At 27.5% G+C, this 22,358-nt stretch carries 22 protein-coding genes and 1 rRNA gene; 11 read left to right on the forward strand and 12 right to left on the reverse strand.

The window, feature by feature from the left end; all coding sequences use genetic code 4:
- From dnaA to MYB_RS00035, 7 genes are all read left to right on the forward strand, one after another.
- A complete protein-coding gene (gene dnaA, locus MYB_RS03260) occupies positions 1 to 1,395 on the forward strand; it encodes a chromosomal replication initiator protein DnaA (protein ID WP_022934814.1) in 1,395 nt (464 codons plus the stop codon).
- A 136-nt stretch (positions 1,396 to 1,531) separates the two neighbouring features.
- On the forward strand, positions 1,532 to 2,629 hold the full coding sequence (locus MYB_RS00010) for a DNA polymerase III subunit beta family protein (protein ID WP_022934815.1): 1,098 nt from the start codon (positions 1,532 to 1,534) through the stop codon (positions 2,627 to 2,629).
- Complete coding sequence (locus MYB_RS00015) at positions 2,629 to 2,844, forward strand: RNA-binding S4 domain-containing protein (protein ID WP_022934816.1); 216 nt, start codon at positions 2,629 to 2,631, stop codon at positions 2,842 to 2,844. The genes MYB_RS00010 and MYB_RS00015 overlap by 1 nt, the downstream gene beginning before the upstream one ends.
- Positions 2,837 to 4,663: a tRNA uridine-5-carboxymethylaminomethyl(34) synthesis enzyme MnmG gene (gene mnmG, locus MYB_RS00020; protein WP_022934817.1), complete on the forward strand. Its 1,827-nt coding sequence runs from the start codon at positions 2,837 to 2,839 to the stop codon at positions 4,661 to 4,663. Before MYB_RS00015 ends, mnmG begins: the two co-directional genes overlap by 8 nt.
- Positions 4,653 to 5,111: a 23S rRNA (pseudouridine(1915)-N(3))-methyltransferase RlmH gene (locus MYB_RS00025; protein ID WP_022934818.1), complete on the forward strand. Its 459-nt coding sequence runs from the start codon at positions 4,653 to 4,655 to the stop codon at positions 5,109 to 5,111. The genes mnmG and MYB_RS00025 overlap by 11 nt, the downstream gene beginning before the upstream one ends.
- Before the next feature lies 1 nt (position 5,112).
- Complete coding sequence (locus MYB_RS00030; protein WP_022934819.1) at positions 5,113 to 6,090, forward strand: bifunctional oligoribonuclease/PAP phosphatase NrnA; 978 nt, start codon at positions 5,113 to 5,115, stop codon at positions 6,088 to 6,090.
- Positions 6,077 to 7,033, forward strand: coding sequence for a bifunctional oligoribonuclease/PAP phosphatase NrnA (locus MYB_RS00035; RefSeq protein WP_022934820.1), 957 nt, complete (start codon positions 6,077 to 6,079; stop codon positions 7,031 to 7,033). The genes MYB_RS00030 and MYB_RS00035 overlap by 14 nt, the downstream gene beginning before the upstream one ends.
- Positions 7,034 to 7,087: 54 nt before the next feature.
- Here MYB_RS00035 and MYB_RS00040 read toward each other — a convergent pair whose 3' ends face one another.
- The 9 genes from MYB_RS00040 to MYB_RS00080 all read right to left on the reverse strand — a co-directional run bounded on the left by MYB_RS00040 (position 7,088) and on the right by MYB_RS00080 (position 15,976).
- Positions 7,088 to 8,017, reverse strand: a complete 930-nt coding sequence (locus MYB_RS00040) for an ABC transporter permease (protein WP_022934821.1) — start codon at positions 8,015 to 8,017, stop codon at positions 7,088 to 7,090.
- Between the two features lies 1 nt (position 8,018).
- A complete protein-coding gene (locus tag MYB_RS00045; RefSeq protein ID WP_022934822.1) occupies positions 8,019 to 9,692 on the reverse strand; it encodes an ABC transporter permease in 1,674 nt (557 codons plus the stop codon).
- Positions 9,670 to 11,280: an ABC transporter ATP-binding protein gene (locus MYB_RS00050; RefSeq protein ID WP_022934823.1), complete on the reverse strand. Its 1,611-nt coding sequence runs from the start codon at positions 11,278 to 11,280 to the stop codon at positions 9,670 to 9,672. The genes MYB_RS00045 and MYB_RS00050 overlap by 23 nt, the downstream gene beginning before the upstream one ends.
- A gap of 102 nt (positions 11,281 to 11,382) precedes the next feature.
- Complete coding sequence (locus MYB_RS00055) at positions 11,383 to 12,660, reverse strand: BMP family ABC transporter substrate-binding protein (RefSeq protein WP_022934824.1); 1,278 nt, start codon at positions 12,658 to 12,660, stop codon at positions 11,383 to 11,385.
- 245 nt (positions 12,661 to 12,905) lie between these two features.
- Positions 12,906 to 13,457, reverse strand: coding sequence for an inorganic diphosphatase (locus tag MYB_RS00060; protein WP_022934825.1), 552 nt, complete (start codon positions 13,455 to 13,457; stop codon positions 12,906 to 12,908).
- 7 nt (positions 13,458 to 13,464) lie between these two features.
- Positions 13,465 to 14,253 (reverse strand): MAG0110 family membrane protein, encoded by a 789-nt coding sequence (locus tag MYB_RS00065; protein WP_022934826.1) that lies wholly within the window; start codon positions 14,251 to 14,253, stop codon positions 13,465 to 13,467.
- 8 nt (positions 14,254 to 14,261) lie between these two features.
- Positions 14,262 to 15,101, reverse strand: coding sequence for a DNA-binding protein WhiA (gene whiA / locus MYB_RS00070; RefSeq protein WP_022934827.1), 840 nt, complete (start codon positions 15,099 to 15,101; stop codon positions 14,262 to 14,264).
- 24 nt (positions 15,102 to 15,125) lie between these two features.
- A 5S ribosomal RNA gene (rrf, locus tag MYB_RS00075) occupies positions 15,126 to 15,231 on the reverse strand.
- 40 nt (positions 15,232 to 15,271) lie between these two features.
- Complete coding sequence (locus MYB_RS00080; protein WP_022934828.1) at positions 15,272 to 15,976, reverse strand: potassium channel family protein; 705 nt, start codon at positions 15,974 to 15,976, stop codon at positions 15,272 to 15,274.
- Positions 15,977 to 16,065: 89 nt separating this feature from the next.
- Here MYB_RS00080 and MYB_RS00085 point away from each other — a divergent pair, with 89 nt between their 5' ends.
- Positions 16,066 to 17,556 (forward strand): potassium transporter TrkG, encoded by a 1,491-nt coding sequence (locus tag MYB_RS00085; protein WP_022934829.1) that lies wholly within the window; start codon positions 16,066 to 16,068, stop codon positions 17,554 to 17,556.
- A 35-nt stretch (positions 17,557 to 17,591) separates the two neighbouring features.
- On the opposite strand, the gene MYB_RS00090 is transcribed toward MYB_RS00085, so the two are convergent.
- Complete coding sequence (locus tag MYB_RS00090) at positions 17,592 to 17,810, reverse strand: hypothetical protein (protein ID WP_022934830.1); 219 nt, start codon at positions 17,808 to 17,810, stop codon at positions 17,592 to 17,594.
- Between the two features lie 440 nt (positions 17,811 to 18,250).
- Between MYB_RS00090 and MYB_RS00095 the strand changes: the two genes are divergently transcribed.
- Genes MYB_RS00095 through MYB_RS00105 form a run of 3 tightly spaced genes read left to right on the forward strand, consistent with a single transcriptional unit; the run spans position 18,251 to position 20,071 of the window.
- Positions 18,251 to 18,400 carry a helix-turn-helix domain-containing protein gene (locus MYB_RS00095; protein ID WP_236612626.1) on the forward strand — a complete coding sequence of 50 codons (150 nt, stop codon included), beginning with the start codon at positions 18,251 to 18,253 and terminating at the stop codon, positions 18,398 to 18,400.
- A gap of 19 nt (positions 18,401 to 18,419) precedes the next feature.
- On the forward strand, positions 18,420 to 19,187 hold the full coding sequence (locus tag MYB_RS00100; protein ID WP_025279578.1) for a hypothetical protein: 768 nt from the start codon (positions 18,420 to 18,422) through the stop codon (positions 19,185 to 19,187).
- Positions 19,172 to 20,071 carry a DNA-methyltransferase gene (locus MYB_RS00105; protein WP_022934832.1) on the forward strand — a complete coding sequence of 300 codons (900 nt, stop codon included), beginning with the start codon at positions 19,172 to 19,174 and terminating at the stop codon, positions 20,069 to 20,071. Before MYB_RS00100 ends, MYB_RS00105 begins: the two co-directional genes overlap by 16 nt.
- 678 nt (positions 20,072 to 20,749) lie before the next feature.
- Here MYB_RS00105 and MYB_RS03095 read toward each other — a convergent pair.
- Complete coding sequence (locus MYB_RS03095) at positions 20,750 to 21,124, reverse strand: replication initiator protein A (protein WP_051412784.1); 375 nt, start codon at positions 21,122 to 21,124, stop codon at positions 20,750 to 20,752.
- Positions 21,125 to 21,205: 81 nt separating this feature from the next.
- On the reverse strand, positions 21,206 to 22,105 hold the full coding sequence (locus MYB_RS00115) for a BRO family protein (RefSeq protein WP_022934833.1): 900 nt from the start codon (positions 22,103 to 22,105) through the stop codon (positions 21,206 to 21,208).
- Between the last annotated feature and the right edge of the window lie 253 nt (positions 22,106 to 22,358).

The raw sequence follows: 22,358 nt of genomic DNA on the forward strand, positions 1-22,358 counted from the left end.
ATGAATAATAATATAAATTTAAAAATAAAAACAGAATTGCTTTTAAAGTCTATTGAAAATTTTGTCGATAGTATGGTTTTTAAAAATTTATTCAAAGATATAGTGATTATTTCTGAAACCGAAAATGAAGTTCTATTAGACACAAATGATTATGATGCAAAAGTTGAACTAAACAAAAATTGAAAGAAATTAATTTCAAGATGTTTCACTGAAATTGATAAACAAAAAATAATAAATTTTGTAGGTTTGGAAACAAAAAGAACTGAGCCAGAGATTTCACAAACAACAGAGGATAATCCTTCAAAACCAAAAGACATTTTTCTAGATTTTAAAAGCAACAACACTTCTGCAAAACATACAGTTCAAAATTATGTAAAAAGCGGTTTTAATCAGTCAATTTTCGAGATTCTAGAAGAATTTGAAAATAAGGGTTCACTTTCATCATCCCCTATTTTTATTTATGGAAATTCTGGTATTGGGAAAACCCATTTTTTGCACGCTCTAGGTAATTTATACATAAATAAAGGTAAAAAAGTTTGCTATATTAGTGATTTTGTGTTTACCTCTAAGGTTGTTATGTGGATGAGAGAGAGTAATCACAATAAAATTAATGAATTTATTGAATGAATTTCTACTCATGATGTAATTTTGCTTGATGACATCCAAGGTTATGGAAATAAATTGAAAACTTTAAAAATATTATTTGAAATAGTAAATATTTTTATGGAAGAAGATAAACAAATTATAATTACATCCGACCAAGCCATAGAATCCTTGATTGGTTTTCAAGATAGATTGATAGATCGTTTTAGATGGGGGTTGACAATTGAAGTTCGAGAACTTAACAAAGATGATTTTATTAAGATTTTAAAATACAAACTTGAAGAAAGGGGTTTAGACAAATACTCTTGAGACAAACAAACTTTAGATTTTTTAGCTAAACACTTCAATAATTCAATTCGACAAATTGAAGGAATGATTAAAAGAATAATGTTTTACTTAAAAAATGAATTAAGTAGTTCTGATAACAATAATGTTGTTTTTGATTTAGAAAGAATTTCTTTAATTTTCCCAGATCAAAAAAGAATTAGTGAAAAAATAAATCACGAAACAATAATAAAAGCAACCTGTGACTATTTAGGGGTTAATGAAAAAGATGTTTTAGGAAAAAGTAGAAAGAAAAACATTGTTTTTGCGCGTGACATTTCAATTTGATTGATAAAAACAACATTAGATCTTACTTATGTTGAAATTGGAAAAATGTTTGATAATAGAGATCATTCCACAATAATTTCAACATACAAAAAAATAAAAAATAATAAAAAGAAGATTCCTTCAGTTTCTTACACAATCCAGGAGATAACCAAGAAGTTAAACACATTTCAAAAACATTAAATCAATAATTAATTAACATAAAAAAGTTTAAAAAAACCTTTATTTTCATACTAAAAATTAAGTTTTCAACATTTCAACATTACTTTATAATATTTATTAATATATTAAATATAATATAAATAAAAAAGGAATTAAAATGAAATTTACAATTAGCAAAAATATTATTGAAAAACAAATAGATAGATGTTCCGCTGGTTTTATGCCAAATTCGAATTCACCATTTGGCTCTTTTTATATTCTTGCAGATAGAAACGGTCTTACATTAATAACAACAAATGGTGAATTATCTTTTAAATCTTTCATCTCACAAGAAAAATTAGAAGTAGAAGAAGTTGGTTTTTGTTTATTGGATGGAACTTTTTTAAAGGATATTATTAAAAAAAGTGAAGATAAAATCACATTCAAAGTTATTGAAAATGAAATTGAAATTTCATGAAAAAACACCAAAATTGTTAAAGTTTTAAAAGATCAATCTATTTTTCCTGAAATTGATTTCGAATTAGTTGGAAAAAAAGTTAATATAAATATAAAAGATTTTAGAAGAGCTATCAAAAACACCGCTTTTGCGGCATCCCCACTTATAAATAATCCTGTTTTATCTTCGATAAATTTAAATTCTCAAAATTCTTCTTTAACTTTAGCGGCAACTGATACACATAGATTTGCTTGCGAAACAATACCTATAGATTCCGATGTCGAATTCAATATATCAATAAATGCTAAAAACCTAAAAGAGTTTATAGTAGGTGAAATTTCAGAAAATATCGATTTTTATATCAGTGAATCTAAAATCAATTACACTTTTGATGGTTTAACAGTTCAATCTAGAATATTAAACGTTCCTTATAAAGATTTTTCTTCAATTTTTCCCACTGCCGAACAACTCAAATATAGATTAACAATTAATAAAAAAGAAATTTTAGACTTAATTGATAAAGCTACTATTATTTCACCTGAAAAAAATAATGCAATTTCTTTTAGTTTGAGTTCTGCTGAAATAAAAGTTTCCATAAGTAAACAAGAAAGCGGGCGTTCTAAAGTTAGAACTGAAAATATAATAAAATATTATGGGAAAGATGTTGTTCTTTATGTTAATTATAGATTTTTAAAAGAAGCTATATCTGTTTTCGAAAATACTGTTGATATTTTAATTGATGAAAGAGTAACAAGACTTTTTATTATTTCAGAAAGTAACAGATCCATAAAGCAATTAATAGGGCTTGTTAATCAATAATGATTGTGAAAATTAAAGGTAATTTCATAACAATTGGTCAATTACTAAAAAAAATTAACATTGTTGACTCAGGTGGACAAACCAAACATTATTTACAAACTCACACAGTGTTGATTAATCAAAAACAAGTTGTTACTCGTGGAACCAAAGTTAAAGATGGTGATTTTTTGTGGATAGATAGAAAATTGATAAAGGTTGTATCCGAAGATGAATAATAAATTCGATGCAGTAGTTGTAGGGGCTGGTCATGCTGGTATTGAAGCTGCTTTTGCTATTGCAAAAAAAGGATTCAAAGTAGCGCTTGTTACTATAAATAAATATAAAATGGCTTCCTTACCTTGTAATCCTTCGATCGGTGGCCCTGCAAAAGGAATTATCACTCGCGAAATCGATGCTTTAGGTGGCATGCAAGGTAAATTCGCAGACTTAACCATGATTCAAGTTAAAATGTTGAATGAATCAAAGGGACCAGCCGTTAGGTCTATAAGGGCTCAGATAGATAAGGAAAAATATTCAAAAATTGTTTTAGAACATGTTCAAAACAAAACAAATATTCAAATTTTTGAAGATTTAGTCTTAAAATTAAAAATTAAGAACAACAAAATCGAAGGTGTTGTTACTGAAAAAAATGGTGATATTTTTTCAAAAGTAGTGGTGATTACAACCGGAACTTATATGAATTCTCGAATTTTAAGAGGTTCTGAAATAAAAATTTCAGGTCCAGAGAATCAAAAAACTTCAACCGATTTATCACAACATTTAAAAGATTTAGGTTTTGATATTCAACGACTAAAGACCGGAACACCCCCTAGAATTTTGACAGAATCAATTGATTTTAGTGAAGTTGAAAAAGAAGAAATACCACTATTAGACTATGTTTTTTCTTTTGATTATCAAAGTACTTTGAATCAGCAAATTAGTTGTTATTTAACTTACACAACCCCGGAAACACACAAAATTATTAATGAAAATTTAGATAAATCTTCTATGTATTCAGGGTTGATTGAAGGTGTGGGGCCTCGTTACTGTCCTTCTGTTGAAGATAAAATTGTTCGTTTTTCAAATAAAGAAAGGCACCAAATATTTTTTGAACCCGAGACAGAAAAACAGGATGTTATGTATATTAATGGCTTATCAACATCAATGCCAGAAGATGTGCAGGACAAAATGATTAAATCCATACCAGGACTTAGAAATGCTAAGGTTTTGCATTATGGCTATGCTATAGAGTATGATTCCATCAACCCTTTGGAACTTAAAAAATCACTTGAAACAAAGAAAATTCAAGGATTGTTTTTAGCTGGTCAAATTAATGGGACTAGTGGTTATGAAGAAGCTGCAGCTCAAGGTTTGATAGCGGGGATTAATGCCTCGCTTTTACTTGAAAATCAACCTAGTATAGAAATTTTGCGAAGCGATGGATATATAGGTGTTTTAATTGATGATTTAATAACTAAAGGGACAAAAGAGCCCTATAGAATGTTGACATCTAGAGCTGAATATAGACTTATTTTGAGGAATGATAATGCCGATTTAAGAATGAGCAGCTATGCTTTTAACTCTGGAATGATTTCGAAAGAAAAATATGAAAAAATTCTTGAAAAATATAGACTAATTGATGAAAAAATACAAAAATTAGCAACTGAGTTTGTTTCTCCAAAAGACTTTTTAAGCCAAAAATATGAGGTTGAAAATGGAATTTCTAAATTAAAATTAATTTCAAGACCTGATGTTGATTTTAAAGATGTTTTGGGTGATTTTGAATATGGCTATGAACTGACAGTTGCTTGTAGATTGAAAGGTTATATTGAAAAACAAAATACAACAGCTGAAAAAATGAAAAAGCTAGAAATTTTAAAAATCCCAGCTGATATTAATTATAAAAAAGTTGATAATCTATCCTTGGAAGCTCTGGATAAATTGGAAAAAATTCAACCTACAACAATTGGGCAAGCTAGTAGAATTAGTGGAATTTCACCAGCGGATATTCAAATGCTTCTTTTTTATTTAAAAACTAACAAAAATGAAGATTAATTTATTGCATTTTGGTTCAAATTCCACAGATTATCAACAGATTTATCAACATGAAATTAACAAAATAAAACAATTTAAATGTGATATAAATATAATAAAATTAGTAGAATCTAAAGAAATTAATTTAAAAAAGAAAAAAGAAAACGATACCAGAGTTATTATTGGTAAAATTCCTAAAAATAGTGAAATAATTATTTTTAGTGAACGTGGAGAAAATGTTGATTCTATTGAGTTTTCAAAATATCTTGATAAATCTAACATAACTTTTGTTGTAGGTGGGGCTGAAGGTATTGATGAAGATTTAATTAGAAAGGAAAAACCAATATCTAAATTCATTTCATTTGGAAGAATAACTTATAATCATAAAATTTTTAAATTAATTGTTTTAGAACAAATTTATAGAGGTTTATCTATAAAAAATAACAGAAAATATCACAGAGGAGATTAAAATGAAAACAGGTTCATATAAAAAAATAGCTGAAATAATTGCAGCTCACAAAAATATTTTTATTTATCATCACATCAGACCAGATGGTGATTGTTTAGGTTCTCAAAATGGACTAGGAACAGCTATAAAAAAGAATTTTCCCGATAAAAATGTCTTTTTTATTGGTGAGCCAGGTGAAGTTTTGAAATTTATGAACTTTTACAAAACTGATGAAACTAAAATAGATTCAAAGTATTTTAAAAATTCATTAGCTATAACAGTGGATACAGCTGAACTTGATCGTGTTTGTAAAAATGAATGGATTTTAGAAAAAAAATTCACAACAATAATTAAAATAGACCATCACCCAACAAAAAATGAAGATTATACTGACTATGAGTGAATTGATACATCATTTGTTGCAGCTTCTGAAATGATTGGTTACTTTTTAATGAAGAACAAATGGAAAATAGATGCAGAAATTGCTAAATTTGTCTATTTAGGGATAGTTACTGATTCAGGTAGATTTTTATTTAGTTCAACATCTCCTAGAACTTTTGATGTTTCCTCTCATTTACTCAAAACAAAATTTGATTTCAATAGTTTAAATTGAAATTTATCCAAACAAAGTGAAAAAGAAGTTGCTTTTACTAGTTATGTTTTACAAAACTATAAAAAACAAGGTAAAGTAATTTGATTTAATGTTACAAAAAAAATACAAGAAAAATTCGAACTTACAGAAGAACAATGAGCGTCTGTTAATATTTTGGCCAATATTGGTGATGCCAGAATTTGAATTTTCTTTATTGAAGCTGATGACAAAATTAGAGTTAGATTGCGTTCTAATGGTCCAAAAGTCAACACTATTGCTCAACAATATGGTGGTGGAGGTCATGCTATGGCTTCTGGAATCAATATTTTTAAAAAGAAAGAAATGGATGAAATTATCCAAAAATCAATTGATTTAATTCAGGAATTTGAGAAAAATGTTAGTAGGTAGTTCGCAAATAGCTATTGATCTGATAGAAAAATATAGTAGAATTGTAATTTTCCATCATATCAGACCAGATGGTGATTGTTTAGGTTCGCAACTAGGTCTAAAAAGATTAATTGAGTTAAATTATAAAAACAAAGAAGTATACATAGTTGGAGATTCTAAAGATAGTTTTCCTTTTTTAAATCTTCAACACGACAGTGTTGAAGATTTAGATTTAAGCAACGCACTAGCTATAATTGTTGATGTGAATAATATTGAAAGAATTGAGTCATCTTATCTTTTTGAAAAACACAAATTTGCTGAAATATTAAGAATTGACCACCATCCAAATGATGATAGTTGGGAACAAGCGCAAAGATGAATCGATTCATCCTTTGTAGCTTGTGCTGAACAAATTAGTCAACTTGCAATTGATGCAAAATGAGCGATAGATTCAGAGTGTGCAAAACCATTGTATCTTGGTATTTATACAGATTCTGGTAGATTTTTATACAAACAAACAACTGCTAGAACTCATAGAATTGCTGCAACATTGATTGACACAGGTTTAGATTTTAATCAAATTCATCAAGAATTAAATAAAAAAAGTAAAGCAGATTTAGATCTTGAATCTTTTGTTTTGTCCAAAAAACAAACTTATAAAAATGTTATTTATTATGTTATGGACTTGAATCAACAAAAGGAACTTAAACTAAATTCCCAAAGCGCAACAAGACCAAACTTGTTGGCAAATATAGGTAGTTACAAAATTTGACTTTCTTTTGTTCAAGAAGAAAATAAAAAATGAAGAGTTGAATTTCGTTCATCCGGTCCAAATGTTAGAGAAGTTGCAACTAAATGAGGTGGTGGTGGTCATCTAAATGCCTCCGGAGCAATTATTGATGACCCTTCGAAAATATCTTTAATTGTTCAAGATTGTCAAAAAGCAATTGAAGATTTTAATTAGTAAGGTTTGAAAAAAAAAAAAAAAGTTAATCATTTAAGTGATAACTTTTTTTAATTATTTTTGAGATTTGTCGTAAGGTTGACCAATAGCTTTGGGAGCACTATCGCTTTTTGCTGTAAACATTAATATAAATAAGGTGATAACATAAGGTGATATATAAATTATTGTTGAATACTGTCCTAGTGGTTGGAAGATTCCAATACCAGTTCCAACATTGTTTGAAATTGAGTAAAGTAGTGCAAAAACAAAAGCAGATAAAATAATTAATATAGTTTTTCATCTACCCATAATTAATACTGTTAGGGCTAAAAAACCTATTCCCTGAACATTTCCAAAAAATGTAGAACCTAAATATTGAAAGAAAATACCACCAGCTATTCCAGCTATAAATCCTGAAGTAAAAACCCCAATTCATTTAATTCTATCAACATTTATTCCGACTGAAGCGGCTGCTTGTGGGTTTTCGCCAACAGCTGCAAAATGGAGACCTTTTTTTGTATAAGAAAAAAATATAAAGGTTAAAACTAAAATTAATATAGTTAAAAATAATTTTAAAGAAATTATATTTTTTCAATCTTGGCTTTTAACACTCAAAGCTAATTCATCAACTGGTGATTGAAAAAAGTTCCCATTTTCGCTTAAACCTTTAATCATAATTATTGAAATAGCTGCTGCTAGTAAATTTATTGAAACACCAGAAATTATGTGATTTCCCTTTAATTTTATAGTTATAAAACCATGTAGTAAGGCAAAAATAGCCGACATTAAGCCTGCTAATGGTAATAAAATTATTTGCATATAAGGACTTTCGACATTGAATTTTGTGGCAAATAAACCATAAAATGTGGCCCCCACAATCATCATCCCGTCAATTGCTATGTTTACAATTCCGGTTTTTTCACTAAACAAACCAGCGAATGAACCTAATGAAATTATGCAAAAAAACAAAACAAATAAAGTAAGAATTGAAATAAAAACACCCATTTTAACCTCTTATCCTTGTTGAATATTTAATAATAAGTTCACTTCTAATAGATTTGAATAATTTTCTATTTTCAGAAACTTTTTGAACAAAAAGTTTCAAATGATTCTTTCTTTCAAAATAACCAAGTTGAATTAATTCCATATGAGCTTTATGTTTATTTTGACTTATTTGCTCAAAATATTTTAATTTAATATCAACACTATCTGTTTTAGAAGGTGGTTTTATACCAAAATTTCTTTTTATGTTGGATAAAATTTGCTTTTGAGTAGCTTTTTGACTTTTGTTTTTAAGTGCAATTATTTGTCTTTTTAGTATAAACAATTTAAGTTCCGCAAATTGTAATTTTATATATGATTGCAATAAATATGCTTGTTTTTGGTTGATAAATTCTATGATACTATTTATATAATTTTCAATTTTAGTAATTTTTAATTCTTTTAATTCTTGCTTATTTTGAGATTGACTAAATACATTTTCTCGATCTTTGTTGTAATTTGATGTTTTGTTTATTGAAATACCAAAATATTTTTTAGATTTTATTAAGAAAAAAATATTTTTTAAATATTGTAATGGCTTGAATTTTGTGAAAATAACTGAGATAGCAGTTAAATAAATAATTATTCCAACAATTATTTGTGTAGTTTGATTATCTAATTGAATTCCATAAGCTTGCAGACCACCTGAACCAAGGCTTATAATAGAATAGAAAAATGAACTAAAAATAATTCCTAAAGGAGAATTGAAGGCTAACAAAGAAATCAAAATTGTGTTAAACCCTTCTGGGAGAGGACCATTTCCAAGGCTCAAACCTTTTTCTTTGAAAATATATCACAAAAACCCTGCAATACTTGTTAAAACGCTAGAAAATAAAAATGTTAATATTATTGTTTTCTTGCTATTTATTCCACTATAAATAGCAGCATTTTGGTTCTGTCCAATTATTTTTATTTTTAATCCAATTGTTGTTTTTTGAAAAACAATTCACATCAAAATTGCAAAAACAATAACTAAAGAAAAAATAATTCAAGCAAAAGCCTGTGTATCATAAAAAGTATTAGCAAAACCTTTTTCCAAAACAGAAACAGTTGTATCTGGAGAATTTTGAGATCTAAAAATAATGTTTAAATTTCTAGCTCTCAGCATAAATTGGCAAATATAAAAAACAATTCAATTTACTAAAATTGTTGAAATTACTTCATTTACTTTAAAATAAGCTTTTAAAACACCAACTATCAAACCTACTAACACTGATGAAACAATAGCTGCCAAAAAACCTAAAAATAACTTAGTGTGAATGCTTAAATCAAGATTTAAAACAATTAACAATGAAGTTAATCCCGAAGCCATCATTTGTCCAGGGACTCCGATATTGAAAAATCCAGCTTTAAAATTAATTGCTACAGCAATTCCGCCTAAAATAAAAACTGTAATTATTAAAAGTAAATTTTTTACTTGATTTTTTGCAAAAGAAACATCAAAAATAATTGTTTTAAAAACATATAACGGATTGTAACCAAAAATTCTAATAGCAATCATTGAAATTAAAATCCCAATTAAAACTGCTCAAAATGAAGAAAAAATCTTGGTTTTTGCATCTTGATTTTCTAAACTATTAATTTTATTAAAAAATAGTTTAGAAAAATTTTTTAAATTAATTTGATTGTTTAATTTCACTATGAATACCTCCCATTAAAAGTCCTATTTTTTGCCTATCAATATCTTTTCGCAAGAATTTTTGACTAATTTTTCCTTTATTTATAACAATAATTGAATCAGCTAATGCTAAAACCTCATCTAATTCATACGAAATTAAAAGTATAGATTTTCCTTGTTCTTTTTCTTTTAAAATTGCTTGATGAATTAATTTTATTGCTCCAACATCTAAACCACGAGTTGGTTGGACAACTAAAAGAAAATCATGTTCTGAAAAAATTTCACGACCAACAACCGCTTTTTGTTGGTTTCCACCTGATAATAGTCTAATATTTTTAGTACCTTCTTGATCGCCCCGAACATCGAAATTTTCTACTATTTTTTTGTAAAAAGATTTAATTGAATTTTTTCTCAAAAAAGTTTTGCTAACAAATTTTGGATTGTGCAAATTTCTAATAATGGAATTATCTAAATTATCCATATCTAAGATGACGCCATATTTGTGTCTATCGCCTGGAATGTAAGACAAGTAAGGTATTCTATTTTTGGGTTGAAGTTGTGCAATATCTATTTTATAATTTGTTACTCTCTGAATATCTGTTTTTTTATTATTTTTTATAAATTTTGCTCATTTTGTAGGCTGGATTTTATTAGTATTAACAAGAATTTTGCCACTTTTTGACTTAATAATTCCTGAAATAGCAAGTTCTAATTCTTCTTGCCCATTACCTTCCACACCAGCAATCGCTACAATTTCACCTTTATTTATTTGAAAAGAAATATTCTCAATTTTTTTTGTATGTGTAGCCGATAAATTACTAATTTCAACTCCAACTTCATCTTTAGTCAAATTATCTATGTTAATGGCGTTTACAACTTTTTCACCAACCATTGCAATAGACAAATCTTCAACACTAATGTTGTCAAGATTTTCAAAATTAGCAACAACTTCACCATGTCTCAATACAGTTGCAACATCTGCAACTTTTTTAATTTCATTAAGTTTGTGAGAAATAAAAATAATAGTTTTACCAGTTGAAGCAAAGAATTTTAAATTTTCTAAAAAAGCTTCAATTTCTTGTGGGTTCAAGATTGCTGTTGGTTCATCAAAAATTAAAATATCAGAATCACGATACAAAACCTTTAAAATTTCTATTTTTTGTTTAACAGCAACAGATGTTTTTCCTGTTTTTTCATTCAAGTCAAAAAATAATGAATATTTTTCTTGTAAGGATCGGATTTTGCTAATAGCTAATTTTCAATCAATCAAACCAAACTTGCTATGTTCATTTCCTAAAACTATATTTTGCAAATTTGTGTAAGCGTCAACAAGTTTGAAGTGTTGGTGAACCATACCAATCCCAAATTCACTTGCAATTGTGGGATTGGTTATAAAGGAATTATCTCCATTAATTTTGATAATTCCTTCATCAGGAGTGTAAATTCCAAATAATGTTGACATTAAGGTGGATTTCCCTGCCCCATTTTCTCCGATAATAGCGTGAATGCTGTTTTTTTTGATTTGTATGTTTATTTTTTTATTAGCATAAAAATTTCCAAATTTTTTTGAAACATTAATAAACTCAATAGCAAAATCTGTCTTACTCATAATTTTTAAATTTTACATTATAAAAATAAAAAATCCAGTTTTTTATTTAACTGGATTTTTGTGAAAATATTTGCTATTTTTTTATTAAAACAAACTAATTAATTATGCTGTTTTATTATTGATTTTAGCAACTAGACTATCTAATTTTGCTTGAATTTTGCTTTGGTCACTTGTATCCACAATTTTCAAGGTAGTGCGTGGACTTGGATCGGTTGGTGAAACTAATTTTTTAAATTCGGCACTAGCTTCTTGAATTGCTTCATTAGCTTTTGCTTTATCATCACCTTCTGATTTTGCTTTATCATCACCTTCTAAAGTTGTTGCTGAAAGTCCGACAAATCCTTTGTAGTAACCAAGTTTAACTGTTGTGTTTTTAGTTTTAAATTGAAAATCATTTAAATATGTTTGTTTTTTAGTGAAAATATCAGCTAAAATGTTAAACACTGAAAATCCAATTCTTTTTTCAACTGATGAAAAGAATTTAGTTTTTTGTTTTTCAAAAACTAATGATTGATTGGTGTCAACACCAATTACATAACGATCTGCATCGGTTTTGATTTCATCAGAAACTACACCAGTTTGTGGTCCAGCAACAGGGAATGTGATTGTTGGATTGCCGTTACTTAAAATGGCTTTAATTTTTTGTGTACTTCCTGGATCAACTCCAAAACCAGTATCTAATGAAATTGATGGACTTGTAATTTTTGTTTCTTCTCCGTGGTGGCCATCATTAAAGGCTTTAATTCCGGCCAGATATCCAGCAATAAAATCTGTTACAGCATTAAATGTTCCACCACCAAAAGTAGTTGCTGTTCTTTTTGTTGGATCATTTGGGAATTTTTTAGATAAAAAGTCAGCTGCTGCATATCCCATAATTCAAGCAGATTCTTCAACATTGTAATTAACTGAAATAAATTGCCCTTTAGGAGCAACTCCATCTGGAAGATTTCAGTCAATTCCAATAACAATAATTCCCTTGTTAATAAAGTTCTGTTTATTTTGATCGTTTTTTAACCATTGTTGAAATTTATCACCATGTTGAAAACCTGAAAGAATTCAAATATTATTATCTGAATTGATTAGGTTGTTGTATGTTTCATTTAAGTTGGCACTTGGAGAATTGACAGGTACAGCTTTAAAACCACCGATTCTTGCAATTTGTTGAGCAGCTTCTCAACTTGATTGGTTAAATGTTTTATCTGTTACAACTCCGTCAGCAGTTACAACTGCAACATTCATTTTGAAGTGGTCACCTTTTGATGCATTTGAAATTTCATCTTTTCTTTGGTCAACGGTTGCTTGAATTCCTGAGTAGTCAGTAATATTAGAAATAGGAGATATTTCTTCTTTTGATCTATTATCCTTGGTTTCCTGACTCACTTGACCTTGTTCAGATGTTTGTTTGTTTGTTTGTTTGTATTTTGAGTATTATCCTTATCTTTTTCAAGGCTAACAGTTTCACTAGGAGCTTGTACTCCACAAGAAATCAATGTGGCAGCACTAGCAATAACAGCTAATCCAGGGATTAAAAATTTTTTTAATTTCATTTTTCCTTCTTTCTTAAACTTTAAAATAATAGGTTTTTTAATTTTACATTTTTATCTAAAAAATGCAACATTTTTTAATTATACATATTTTTCAGGATGCTTGAGTTTCATTTTTGCAATAAAATCATCTTTGTCTAAATTGCTATATTTTTCAAATAATTCTTTACACTCTTCCAACTCTTTTGAAGCTCATTCTTGATTTTGGAAACCTAAAACTTTTGTAATTCCAGGTTTTTTTCAGTTTTTATAATTACTGAAAAAATAATCAATAGAATCTAACCATTCTTTTGGCAAGTCAGCAAGTGATTCAATGTTGTCAAGTCTGTAGTCATCATGGTGAACTGCTATTAATTTTGTATCAGTTTCACCACTATCAATCATTTGCATTGCACCAACAACTCTACCTCTTAGTTGAACACCAGGTAAAAATTTTTCTTGAGAAAACACCAAAACATCTAAACCATCACCGTCTCAGTCAATAGTGTTTGGAATTTGACCATAGTTTGCAGGATAAACAAAACCATCTCTTAAAATTCTATCAACTACTAGTTTGCCAGTTTTGCTATCAAATTCATATTTAATGTTTGAACCACTTGTAATTTCAATATCAACATCAATAATTTTGCTCATTTTTTATTTAATCCCTTCAATTTAAAAATCTTAAAATAAACATAAACAGTCTAACGACTGCAACAAATAAATTGAGTGCATTTAACATTCCAATTCTAATAAAAATTCTTTGAATTTCTTTTGGATCATTATAGTAAGCTAGGATTTGTGCCCCTTGTTCACGAATGATTCAAAATTGGTAACCCATAAAACCTAATGAAACACCAAAACCTAAAATTCAGTAGAAAGTAGTAAGGATTGAATTAGTTACAAAATACATTGTAATTCCAGTAATCAATTCGGCAACCATCAAAATAATTAATAGTGGTGCTAATTTTCCGAAATTAATGATTTGATAATAACCTAAAACACCCATAATGGCTGTTATTCCACCCACACCTAAAATGGCTAGTAAAATATTTTTACCTCTTCCTAGTAAAATTTGGTTTGCTCAAATCAAAGGCATTCATAGTGAATTGATGAAAACAAAAACAAAAAATAGAAAAGCTAGAAAAAAGGTACTAGGTTTTTCTTGAGTTGCTGTCCTGTTCATATATAAAACAATACCAACATTAGCAACTAAAGATATAATTATAATTGCTATAAAAAAAGCAGGTTTTGTCCCAATATTTGTCATTATTCCAGCATAAAAAGTAAATAATGTTGGAATAGATAAAATTGAAAAACTCAGTAATGCTACAAAAGCAATTGCAACACCCAGTCAAAGCAAAGAAAAACCAAGCAATCTATTTGTTTTTACTTTAGTATCAACTGATGCCATTGAGTAAGATTTTCGTTGAAACACTTGAAAAGCCATATTTCCTCCTAAATTTCTTTTATTACATTTTTTAATTTCATGAGTCAGTGATTTAAACCACTTTTTGACCTGACTATATTATATTCCTTTTTTAAAATTTCTTTAATTTCTTCTAGAGTTAGGTCAGGATTGTTTTTTCTAAGTTCAAAAAAGGTGAGTTCCTGTTGACTAAAAAGATTTTGCTTGTTGTTTTTTAAAACAATTTCATAATTTTCAATATGCTTGGTAGCTGCTTGAGCTACTCTTTTTAGATTATGAATATCAAAATTAGTTAATCTATTACTATTTAATCTATAATCACGTTCAATTCGGATTTCTTCGAGCTTGCTAGCTCGTTCAGTGGCTCTTATAGCCATTAAAAAATAAATAATTTCATTTATTTTTTTAAGATATAAAATAAATTTATTATGAGCAAAGGTGCTATGAAAATTTAAATCTAAATTGTTTTTTTGAAAAAGTGATTTAATTTTTTCAAATTTTCCTCGATTTAGAAAAGCGATTTCTAAATGATAAAATCGGGAAGTTGGTTTAGAAATAGAACCACCACCTAAAAATAAACCAGCAAAAAAATAAGTTACATTTTCAGGATTTTGTTCTATATTAATATAGTTAGACTCTATTGTAATTCAGTTTCTATTATGACTATCTGATTCATAACTAATTTTGTTTGAATCAAGCAAATTTCTAATTTGTTGTGCAATATTGGGTTTATTGAATCTAATTGTGAATTTAGATTGAGATTCAAATTTGCAAGCAGAAAAAATTATTCCTTGCAAAAATGAAATAAATTGTTTCTTACCCATTTTATTATTAAGGAGTTCTTGTTTGATTTCTTGACTAAAAGTCATAAATAACCTTTTTTAGAAAATAAAAAAAAGCAACTCCCTATTTTCCTATTTCTAGTATCGTCGGCGTAAAAGGGCTTAACTACTGAGTTCGGAATGGTATCAGGTGATCCCCTTTGCTTTGGTTGCTTAATCAATATTGTAACACAAAAATTTTTTTTTGTAAAAAAAAGTTATATTTTTTTTTCTTGCTCTAATTTGGCTAGAACATTTGTAACATTTTTGATGTTACCAATAACAGTAATTTTGTCATTATATTTAATTACTGTATCTCCTGAAGGTAAGAAGGAAATATGATTTCTTTCAACAATAACAATACTAACATCATAGTTTCTTAAATTAATATCTCTAATGCTTTTGTTAATAAAATCAGGAGATTTAACATGAACACTACCGATGAAAAAGTGCTCACTTACTTCTTTTAGGGCATCAGCATATCTTAAAACATTTTCATCAGTAGATAAAATAGCCATTTTAGTTCCTGCTTCTTCTTCAGGACTGATAATTCAATCAACTCCAATCCGTTTTAAAACCCTAGCATGCCTTTTATTTACGGCTCTTGCAACTATTTTAGCTTGCGAATTTTTTGGTAAATTAGATTCAGATTGAATTTCTAAAATAGTTGCAATGATTTCTGTATTATCAGAAGTGGTTACTAAAATAGCATCTATATCCTCTAGCCCAACTTCAGATCTCATAGTTTCAATATCACTAGCATCCATAATAATTGGATTTATAGTTGCATATTTTTTAATAAATTTAAGATTTTCCTCATTTTTGTCTATAACAATAATGTTATGATTAGATTCTGATAACTTGGCAATTGCGGCTCTTCCGAGTCGTCCAGCGCCAATGACACAAATATTAGCTTTTTTCATTTGTATTAAATTTTAAAATAAAAAACAAAGTTTTTGTTACTTGAATATGATTTTTTATTGCTTTTATTATTTATAATTAACAAGAACTAATGAAAAAAGCAATTTATTTTTGAAAAAAAACAGGATTTTTGTTTTCAAAAATCAAAACTATCCAAATTATATTTTTAGTTTATATCAGTATCATTTTAATAGGTGCTGGTATTTTGTCTACACCGATTGCACAAGAAAATAAAAATAATCCTGTTGATTTTTTTACATCTCTTTTTACATCAGTGTCTGCTTTTAGTGACACTGGATTATCACTTGTCAATGTTTCTCAATCATTTAATATTTTTGGTCAAGCATTAATTGCAATTTTGATTTTAGTTGGTGGAACAGGTTTTTTTGCTATTAAATTTTATTTTTTCAATCTATTATTTAGGAAAAAATTAGGATTAAAGTCACGAGAAATTTTAAAAATTGAACGTTCATCCAATAACATTGGAGAACTCAAAAATGTTATAAAAACTACAGTAACTTTCTTTTTAATAACAATTTTAATTTTTTCATTAATCTTAACTTTACACTTTTATTTTTATAATCCAGGTGAGAATAAATTAGAACCTGGCAATAATCCATACAAAAATGTTAATTTAGCTTTTAGATATGGATTTTTTCACACTATATCAGCTTTGAATAATGCAGGTTTTGATATTGTCGGTAGTTCAAGTTTTAGTCCCTATTATGGAGACATTTTTTTACAAACAACCTTTATTTTTTTGATTATTTTTGGAGGAATAGGCTTTCCAGTTATTTATGATTTTTCACAATATTTTAAACAAAAATTGTTTTTTAAAAACAAAACAAAAATGCAATTGTCTTTGTTTTCAAAGATATGCATAATTGCAAATTTCTCAATTACAGCTTTTTCATTTGTGTTGTTTCTTCTTTTTGAAGAAACAAGAAATACAATTTATTGAAATACAACTTCAGGAAATTGATTTACAAAAAGTTACACTTTGTTGTTTCATTCATTTTCAACAAGGTCTACAGGTTTTGCATTTTTTGATGTTAATCATTTAAGCCAACCATCTTTATTTTTAACATCAATATTAATGTTTATAGGTTCATCACCTTCATCAACAGGTGGTGGAGTTCGTGTAACTACTATTTGAATTTTGTTTTTAAATATTATTGCTAAATTTAGAAATCATAATCAAATTTTTTGCTTCAAAAGAAAAATTGGAAGCGAAAAAATTACAACAGCAACATTTGTTATTTTTGTTAGTTTTATTTTGTGTGTTGCTTTAATTTTGTTTAGTAGTGTTTATTTAAATACTATTAATTTAGCAAACAAAAACAATCCTGATTATGTTGACTTTCAATTAGGACATGTTATTTTTGAAGTTACATCTGCGTTTGGAACATCGGGCCTTTCAACAGGATTGATTCAACATTTGAACAGAGGAGTTCAAGTCGGATTTATGTTAATTATGCTTATTGGGCAACTTGGAATTAGTTCATCAATCTTGATGTGAAAAGGTGATGGAGTGGATCGAACTTCTCACAGTTATATTAGTGAAGATTTTGTGATTAACTAGAAAAATATAGAGTTTTGTAGATTTTTTAAAATTATTTATTTTAATAATTCATATTCAAAGAGTTTTTTCTCTATTTTATTTGAATAAAAATCTGTAAGAATTCGTTTTAAATCTATGATATGAGAATTTAATACATCATCTTCATAATCGTAGTGCTTTTTACCATAATTGTCAATTCTTTTATGAGCAAAATAGACAATATTTAGTTTGTTTATAAATTCAACATCATATTGTTTCCCTTTGTTTGTTTTCAAAAAATCATCATGATAAAAAGCAAAAACTTGCCTTTTATTTGAGTTAGGAGTTGGTTTTGATAAGTATGTAATTTTAACTTTTATAGTGAATAAATAGTATGAATAGTTCGCATTCTATGCTTGTCAATCCTGTATTCAGGACGCTTTAGTTTAATTTCCTTTATAGCGATTATGCGTTTTGTTTTTAGTTGTTTTTAGATTAGTTCAATTACTTTTTTTATCACATGATGTGATGTTTAAGATATTATCAAAAACAGAATTCATAATAAAATTTGCTACTTTTATCCTAAATTATTTGCCTAAAGTATACGAAAAATAGATGATAACGAAACTTGAGGAAACTCAAGTTTTTTGTTATAATTAAACAAGATAAAAAGCCAAGAGAGGATAGTATGAACATATCGTATGAGCCATTATGGAATCTTTTAAAATCAAGAAATATGAAGAAAAAAGATTTATTGGAAAGAGCAAATTTAACAACAAATTGCATAGCGAATATGGGAAAAAATGAATATATATCGCTTAGAAATATTGAAAGGATATGTGAAGCATTAAATTGTAAAATTGAAGATGTTATTAAAATTATTTAAAATAGAGGAGGAAACAATTATGAGATATGAAGATTTAGAATTTAAAATACCTATAGAGTCTGAAGGATATGAAAAAGATTCAAAATTTGTTATTGGACAAATAAAAAATATATTACAAGAACGAAAAAATTCTGGCGATGATAAGATTATAATAAATACAAATTTAAAATTAGGACTACCATTAGAAAATATAAACAAGATTGCAGGCCCTATGATCGAAGCTTGGGCAACTGAAGTTTTTGCAGGCATTAGAGATGTTCAAAATAATAAATATAATTTAATAAATGTAGAAGCACAAGAAAGATTAGAAATGGCGGATATTATACTTCAGTTTAAGAAAGATAATGGTAAAGTTCTTACAGGAAATATTGATGTAAAGGCGACTGCAAATGATATTGTTAATAGTGGAAAAGGTCCTAATATTACTTCTTTTTCTAGGATTAGGACAGCTTATGTAGTTGAACCCGATTATATGTTTATAGTATTGTCGATTAAGCATAAAGTTTATTCAGAAAGAAATGAACAAACACAATTGATGGATGGAATTATGGAAGTTGTTGGCTTTGATGCTTATGACTTAAAATTTATAGGAGATAATGACATAAACTATAATCCAGCTCTAGGTACTGGTCAAATACAAATAAAAGATATTAATTATGTTAGTTTTAAAAAAAGAACTACTTGGGAAATGTGTCAATTATTAGATAAAAAATATTTGCATAGTAGCAGAAAAACGATTAAAGATTTCTATAGAGAGGCAATTAAAAATAAATGGATAAAACTTTAAAAATAATTTGTGGAAATGCAATTGAAGAACTTAAAAAAATTGAATCTAAAAGTATTAATTTAATTGTCACAGATCCACCATACAATTTAAATAAAGATTATGGAAATAATAAAGATAATTTGGAATTTGAAGAGTATTTAGAATTTTCAAGACAGTGGCTTACCGAAGCAAAAAGAATACTAAAAGATGATGGAACTATATATATTTTTATGGGTACGAGATATATATCATATATCTATAGCATACTTGAAAAAGAATTGAATATGCATTTTAATTCTTGGATAACTTGGTTTTATACACAAGGAATAGGGAAGACAAAAGGGTTTTCTCCTAGACACGATGATATACTAATGTTTACCAAGCATAAAAGTAAATTTACCTTTAACTTAGATGATATAAGAGTTCCGCAAAAATTTTATCGTTCAGTAAATAATATGAGGGGTGCAAATCCGGGGAATGTATGGCAATTTTCTCATATGCATTATTGTAATAAGAATAGAAAAAAACATCCCACACAAAAACCAGAAGGTTTATATGAAAGAATGATTTTAGTATCATCGAATGAAAATGACACTGTACTTGACCCATTTGTTGGTAGTGGAACAATGCTTAGAGTTTGCCAGCAAACTAATAGACGAGGTATAGGTATAGATATTAATGAAGAGTATGTTCAAATGTGCAAGGAAAGATTAGAAGAAGATTTTACAGGTTTTGATAGTGAAGATGAAAGAATTAAAAGAGTGCCTAATGATTTAAATGATTCTAGTATTAGAAAAGAATATATTGAAAATCACAAAAAATGGTTTTTAAAAAACCATCAAAACTTAATAAAGGAATTTGAAGATGAAGTAAATAAAAAATACTTTCATAAAAAAGACGATTAGATAAAAATCTAGTCGTCTTTTTTTATACATGAAAGGAGTAATTATGTGTTTTGTTTTTAGTTGTTTTTAGATTAGTTCAATTACTTTTTTTTATCACATGATGTGATGTTTAAGATATTATCAAAAACAGAATTCATAATAAATTTGCTACTTTTTATCCCAAATTATTTGCCTAAAGTATACAAAAAAATAGTACCAATAATGGTACATTGTATCTTTTTTTTGTTTTGCTTAAAGTAAAAAAATGAAAGTGTTTTTTGATATAAAAAATGTGGAAATCCACATTAATTATTTGAGTATTTCATATTCAAAAAACTTAGGTTAGATATATTTAGAATAAATAGGATCGGTTTCTGTTTGTTGGTTAATTTTTTGGGGTTTGGTTTTTTAGATATCAGCTAAGTAGTGTTGCTTTATGGTCTTTGTATGTTCTACCGTTTGATTTCATAAAAGATGATAGTTTTTCGATTAGTTCATCTAGGTAGCTTATTTTTTCTTTAAGCTCTAAATATTCATTTTCTGTTAGATAAACATTTTGATAAGATCTGTATACTGTCTTATTAATATCTATCTTATTATTATCTATACAACTACAATTCGATTCACAAACTTCCTAAGGTATGTTTTGAAACCTACTGAATTTCGATTTTCGAACTTCAAAGTTCGATTTTTTACTTCTTAAATTTTGTTTTTTAGTCTTCTTGTCATATTCTTTCATAAAGTTTTTGACATATATGAGATTGGGTTACCAAGCCCTTGTCTTTTCTTTTCGATGAGATTTATATCTTTCAGTTCTTTGATTATTTTGCAGGCTTTCTCTTTAGCTTTATTAAAGGTTTCTTGTACTTCTTGTAATGTAAAATAGATATAGACTCTTTCTTTTTCATCAATCCACTTATTCATATATGAAAGAGAGGTTTTTTGAAGCATAATCGAATAAAGAATTTTAGCATCTGATGTTAGGATTTTAAAATTTTCATCTTCAAGTAAAAACATTGGTATTTTTAAAAAGCTAAAAGCTTCAATTTTTTTTTTTTTTGTAAAAATATTCATACATTTTTTCTCCTTTGTTTTTGTATCACAAAAAGAGAAATATTTTTATTTCTCTTTTTTAACCTTTCTTATTGTTTACATTTACTTTTTCTTATCTTTATCTTTAAACTCTTTAGTATTAACATCTTCTATGAGTTTTCTAAAATTTATAGCGTTTTTAGTTGTAATAACAGGTTTCCCTGTCTTTTTCTCAATCTCTTTTCTAGCGTTGCCCGCAACACTTCCGCCTTCTTTCGCTACTTTTTTATTTTCTTCTAAGCCTTGGGGGTTTTTGATATTGGTAAGTTCAGTTGTTGTAGCCTCTGCCAGCATATTTAAGACAAGTTCTAGGGTACTCATATTATCTCTTAGGTTTTGTTTCTTTAAACCTTTGTGGTCTTTATACTCTCTTGTTGTCATACCAGACCATGTTTTTGTGATTTCATTGGTTAAGATGGCGTATTCCTCACCTTTTTCAACACCATGATCTTGCCAAGCATCGGTAAGTTCTTTTCTAACTTGTATTGTCTGTAGTCTTTGATTGATCCATTCTTTACTATAGCCTTTTTTAAGATAAGTTTCTAAAGCTCTATCAATGGTAAGCTCGGGATCGATTATTTCATCAATTCTTTCTTTTCCTACTTGAGCTAACCACATTTTAAAAGGTTCGGCTTTTGGGGATGGTATAGATTGTATAATACGAAATATTCCTTGCGTATCTGCGACATCGGTGTTGTATTTTTTACCATCTGACGACTCTAATTTCAGTTGTCGACAAAATGTCGACAACTCACTTTTCTCTTCGTCTGACATTCTTTTTTTAACACGATACCAATAATCTCTAGGATCATTGCTTTCAGTAAGAACGCCAATAATATCTACAACCGAAAAATACCATTCTTCTTTTTTGTTATCCCAAACTCTTCTTATTTTATTGCCTTCAAATATTTTTATTTGATTATTCAATGCTATCTTTCCAATTTTTTTGTTAGTTTTACTCATAAATCATCATCCTTAAAATTAATATTTAATTACTTATAGTATACACTGAAGCAGTAAAAACCGCCATAACAAGGCTAACTCAAACATCAGCATCTGATATTTTATAGTCTTTAAACTTTTTTTGTGTTAAAGATATCTTTTTTGACTAAATGGATAATTTCAATGACATTATAACTTTTATCTAATAGTTCATTATCATATATAATGATAAATTGGAGTATAAATTCTATCAACCATTAATTTTTCTTTTGCT

This window comes from Mesomycoplasma bovoculi M165/69 (assembly GCF_000524555.1).
Taxonomy (GTDB): Bacteria; Bacillota_I; Bacilli_A; order Mycoplasmatales; family Metamycoplasmataceae; genus Mesomycoplasma; species Mesomycoplasma bovoculi.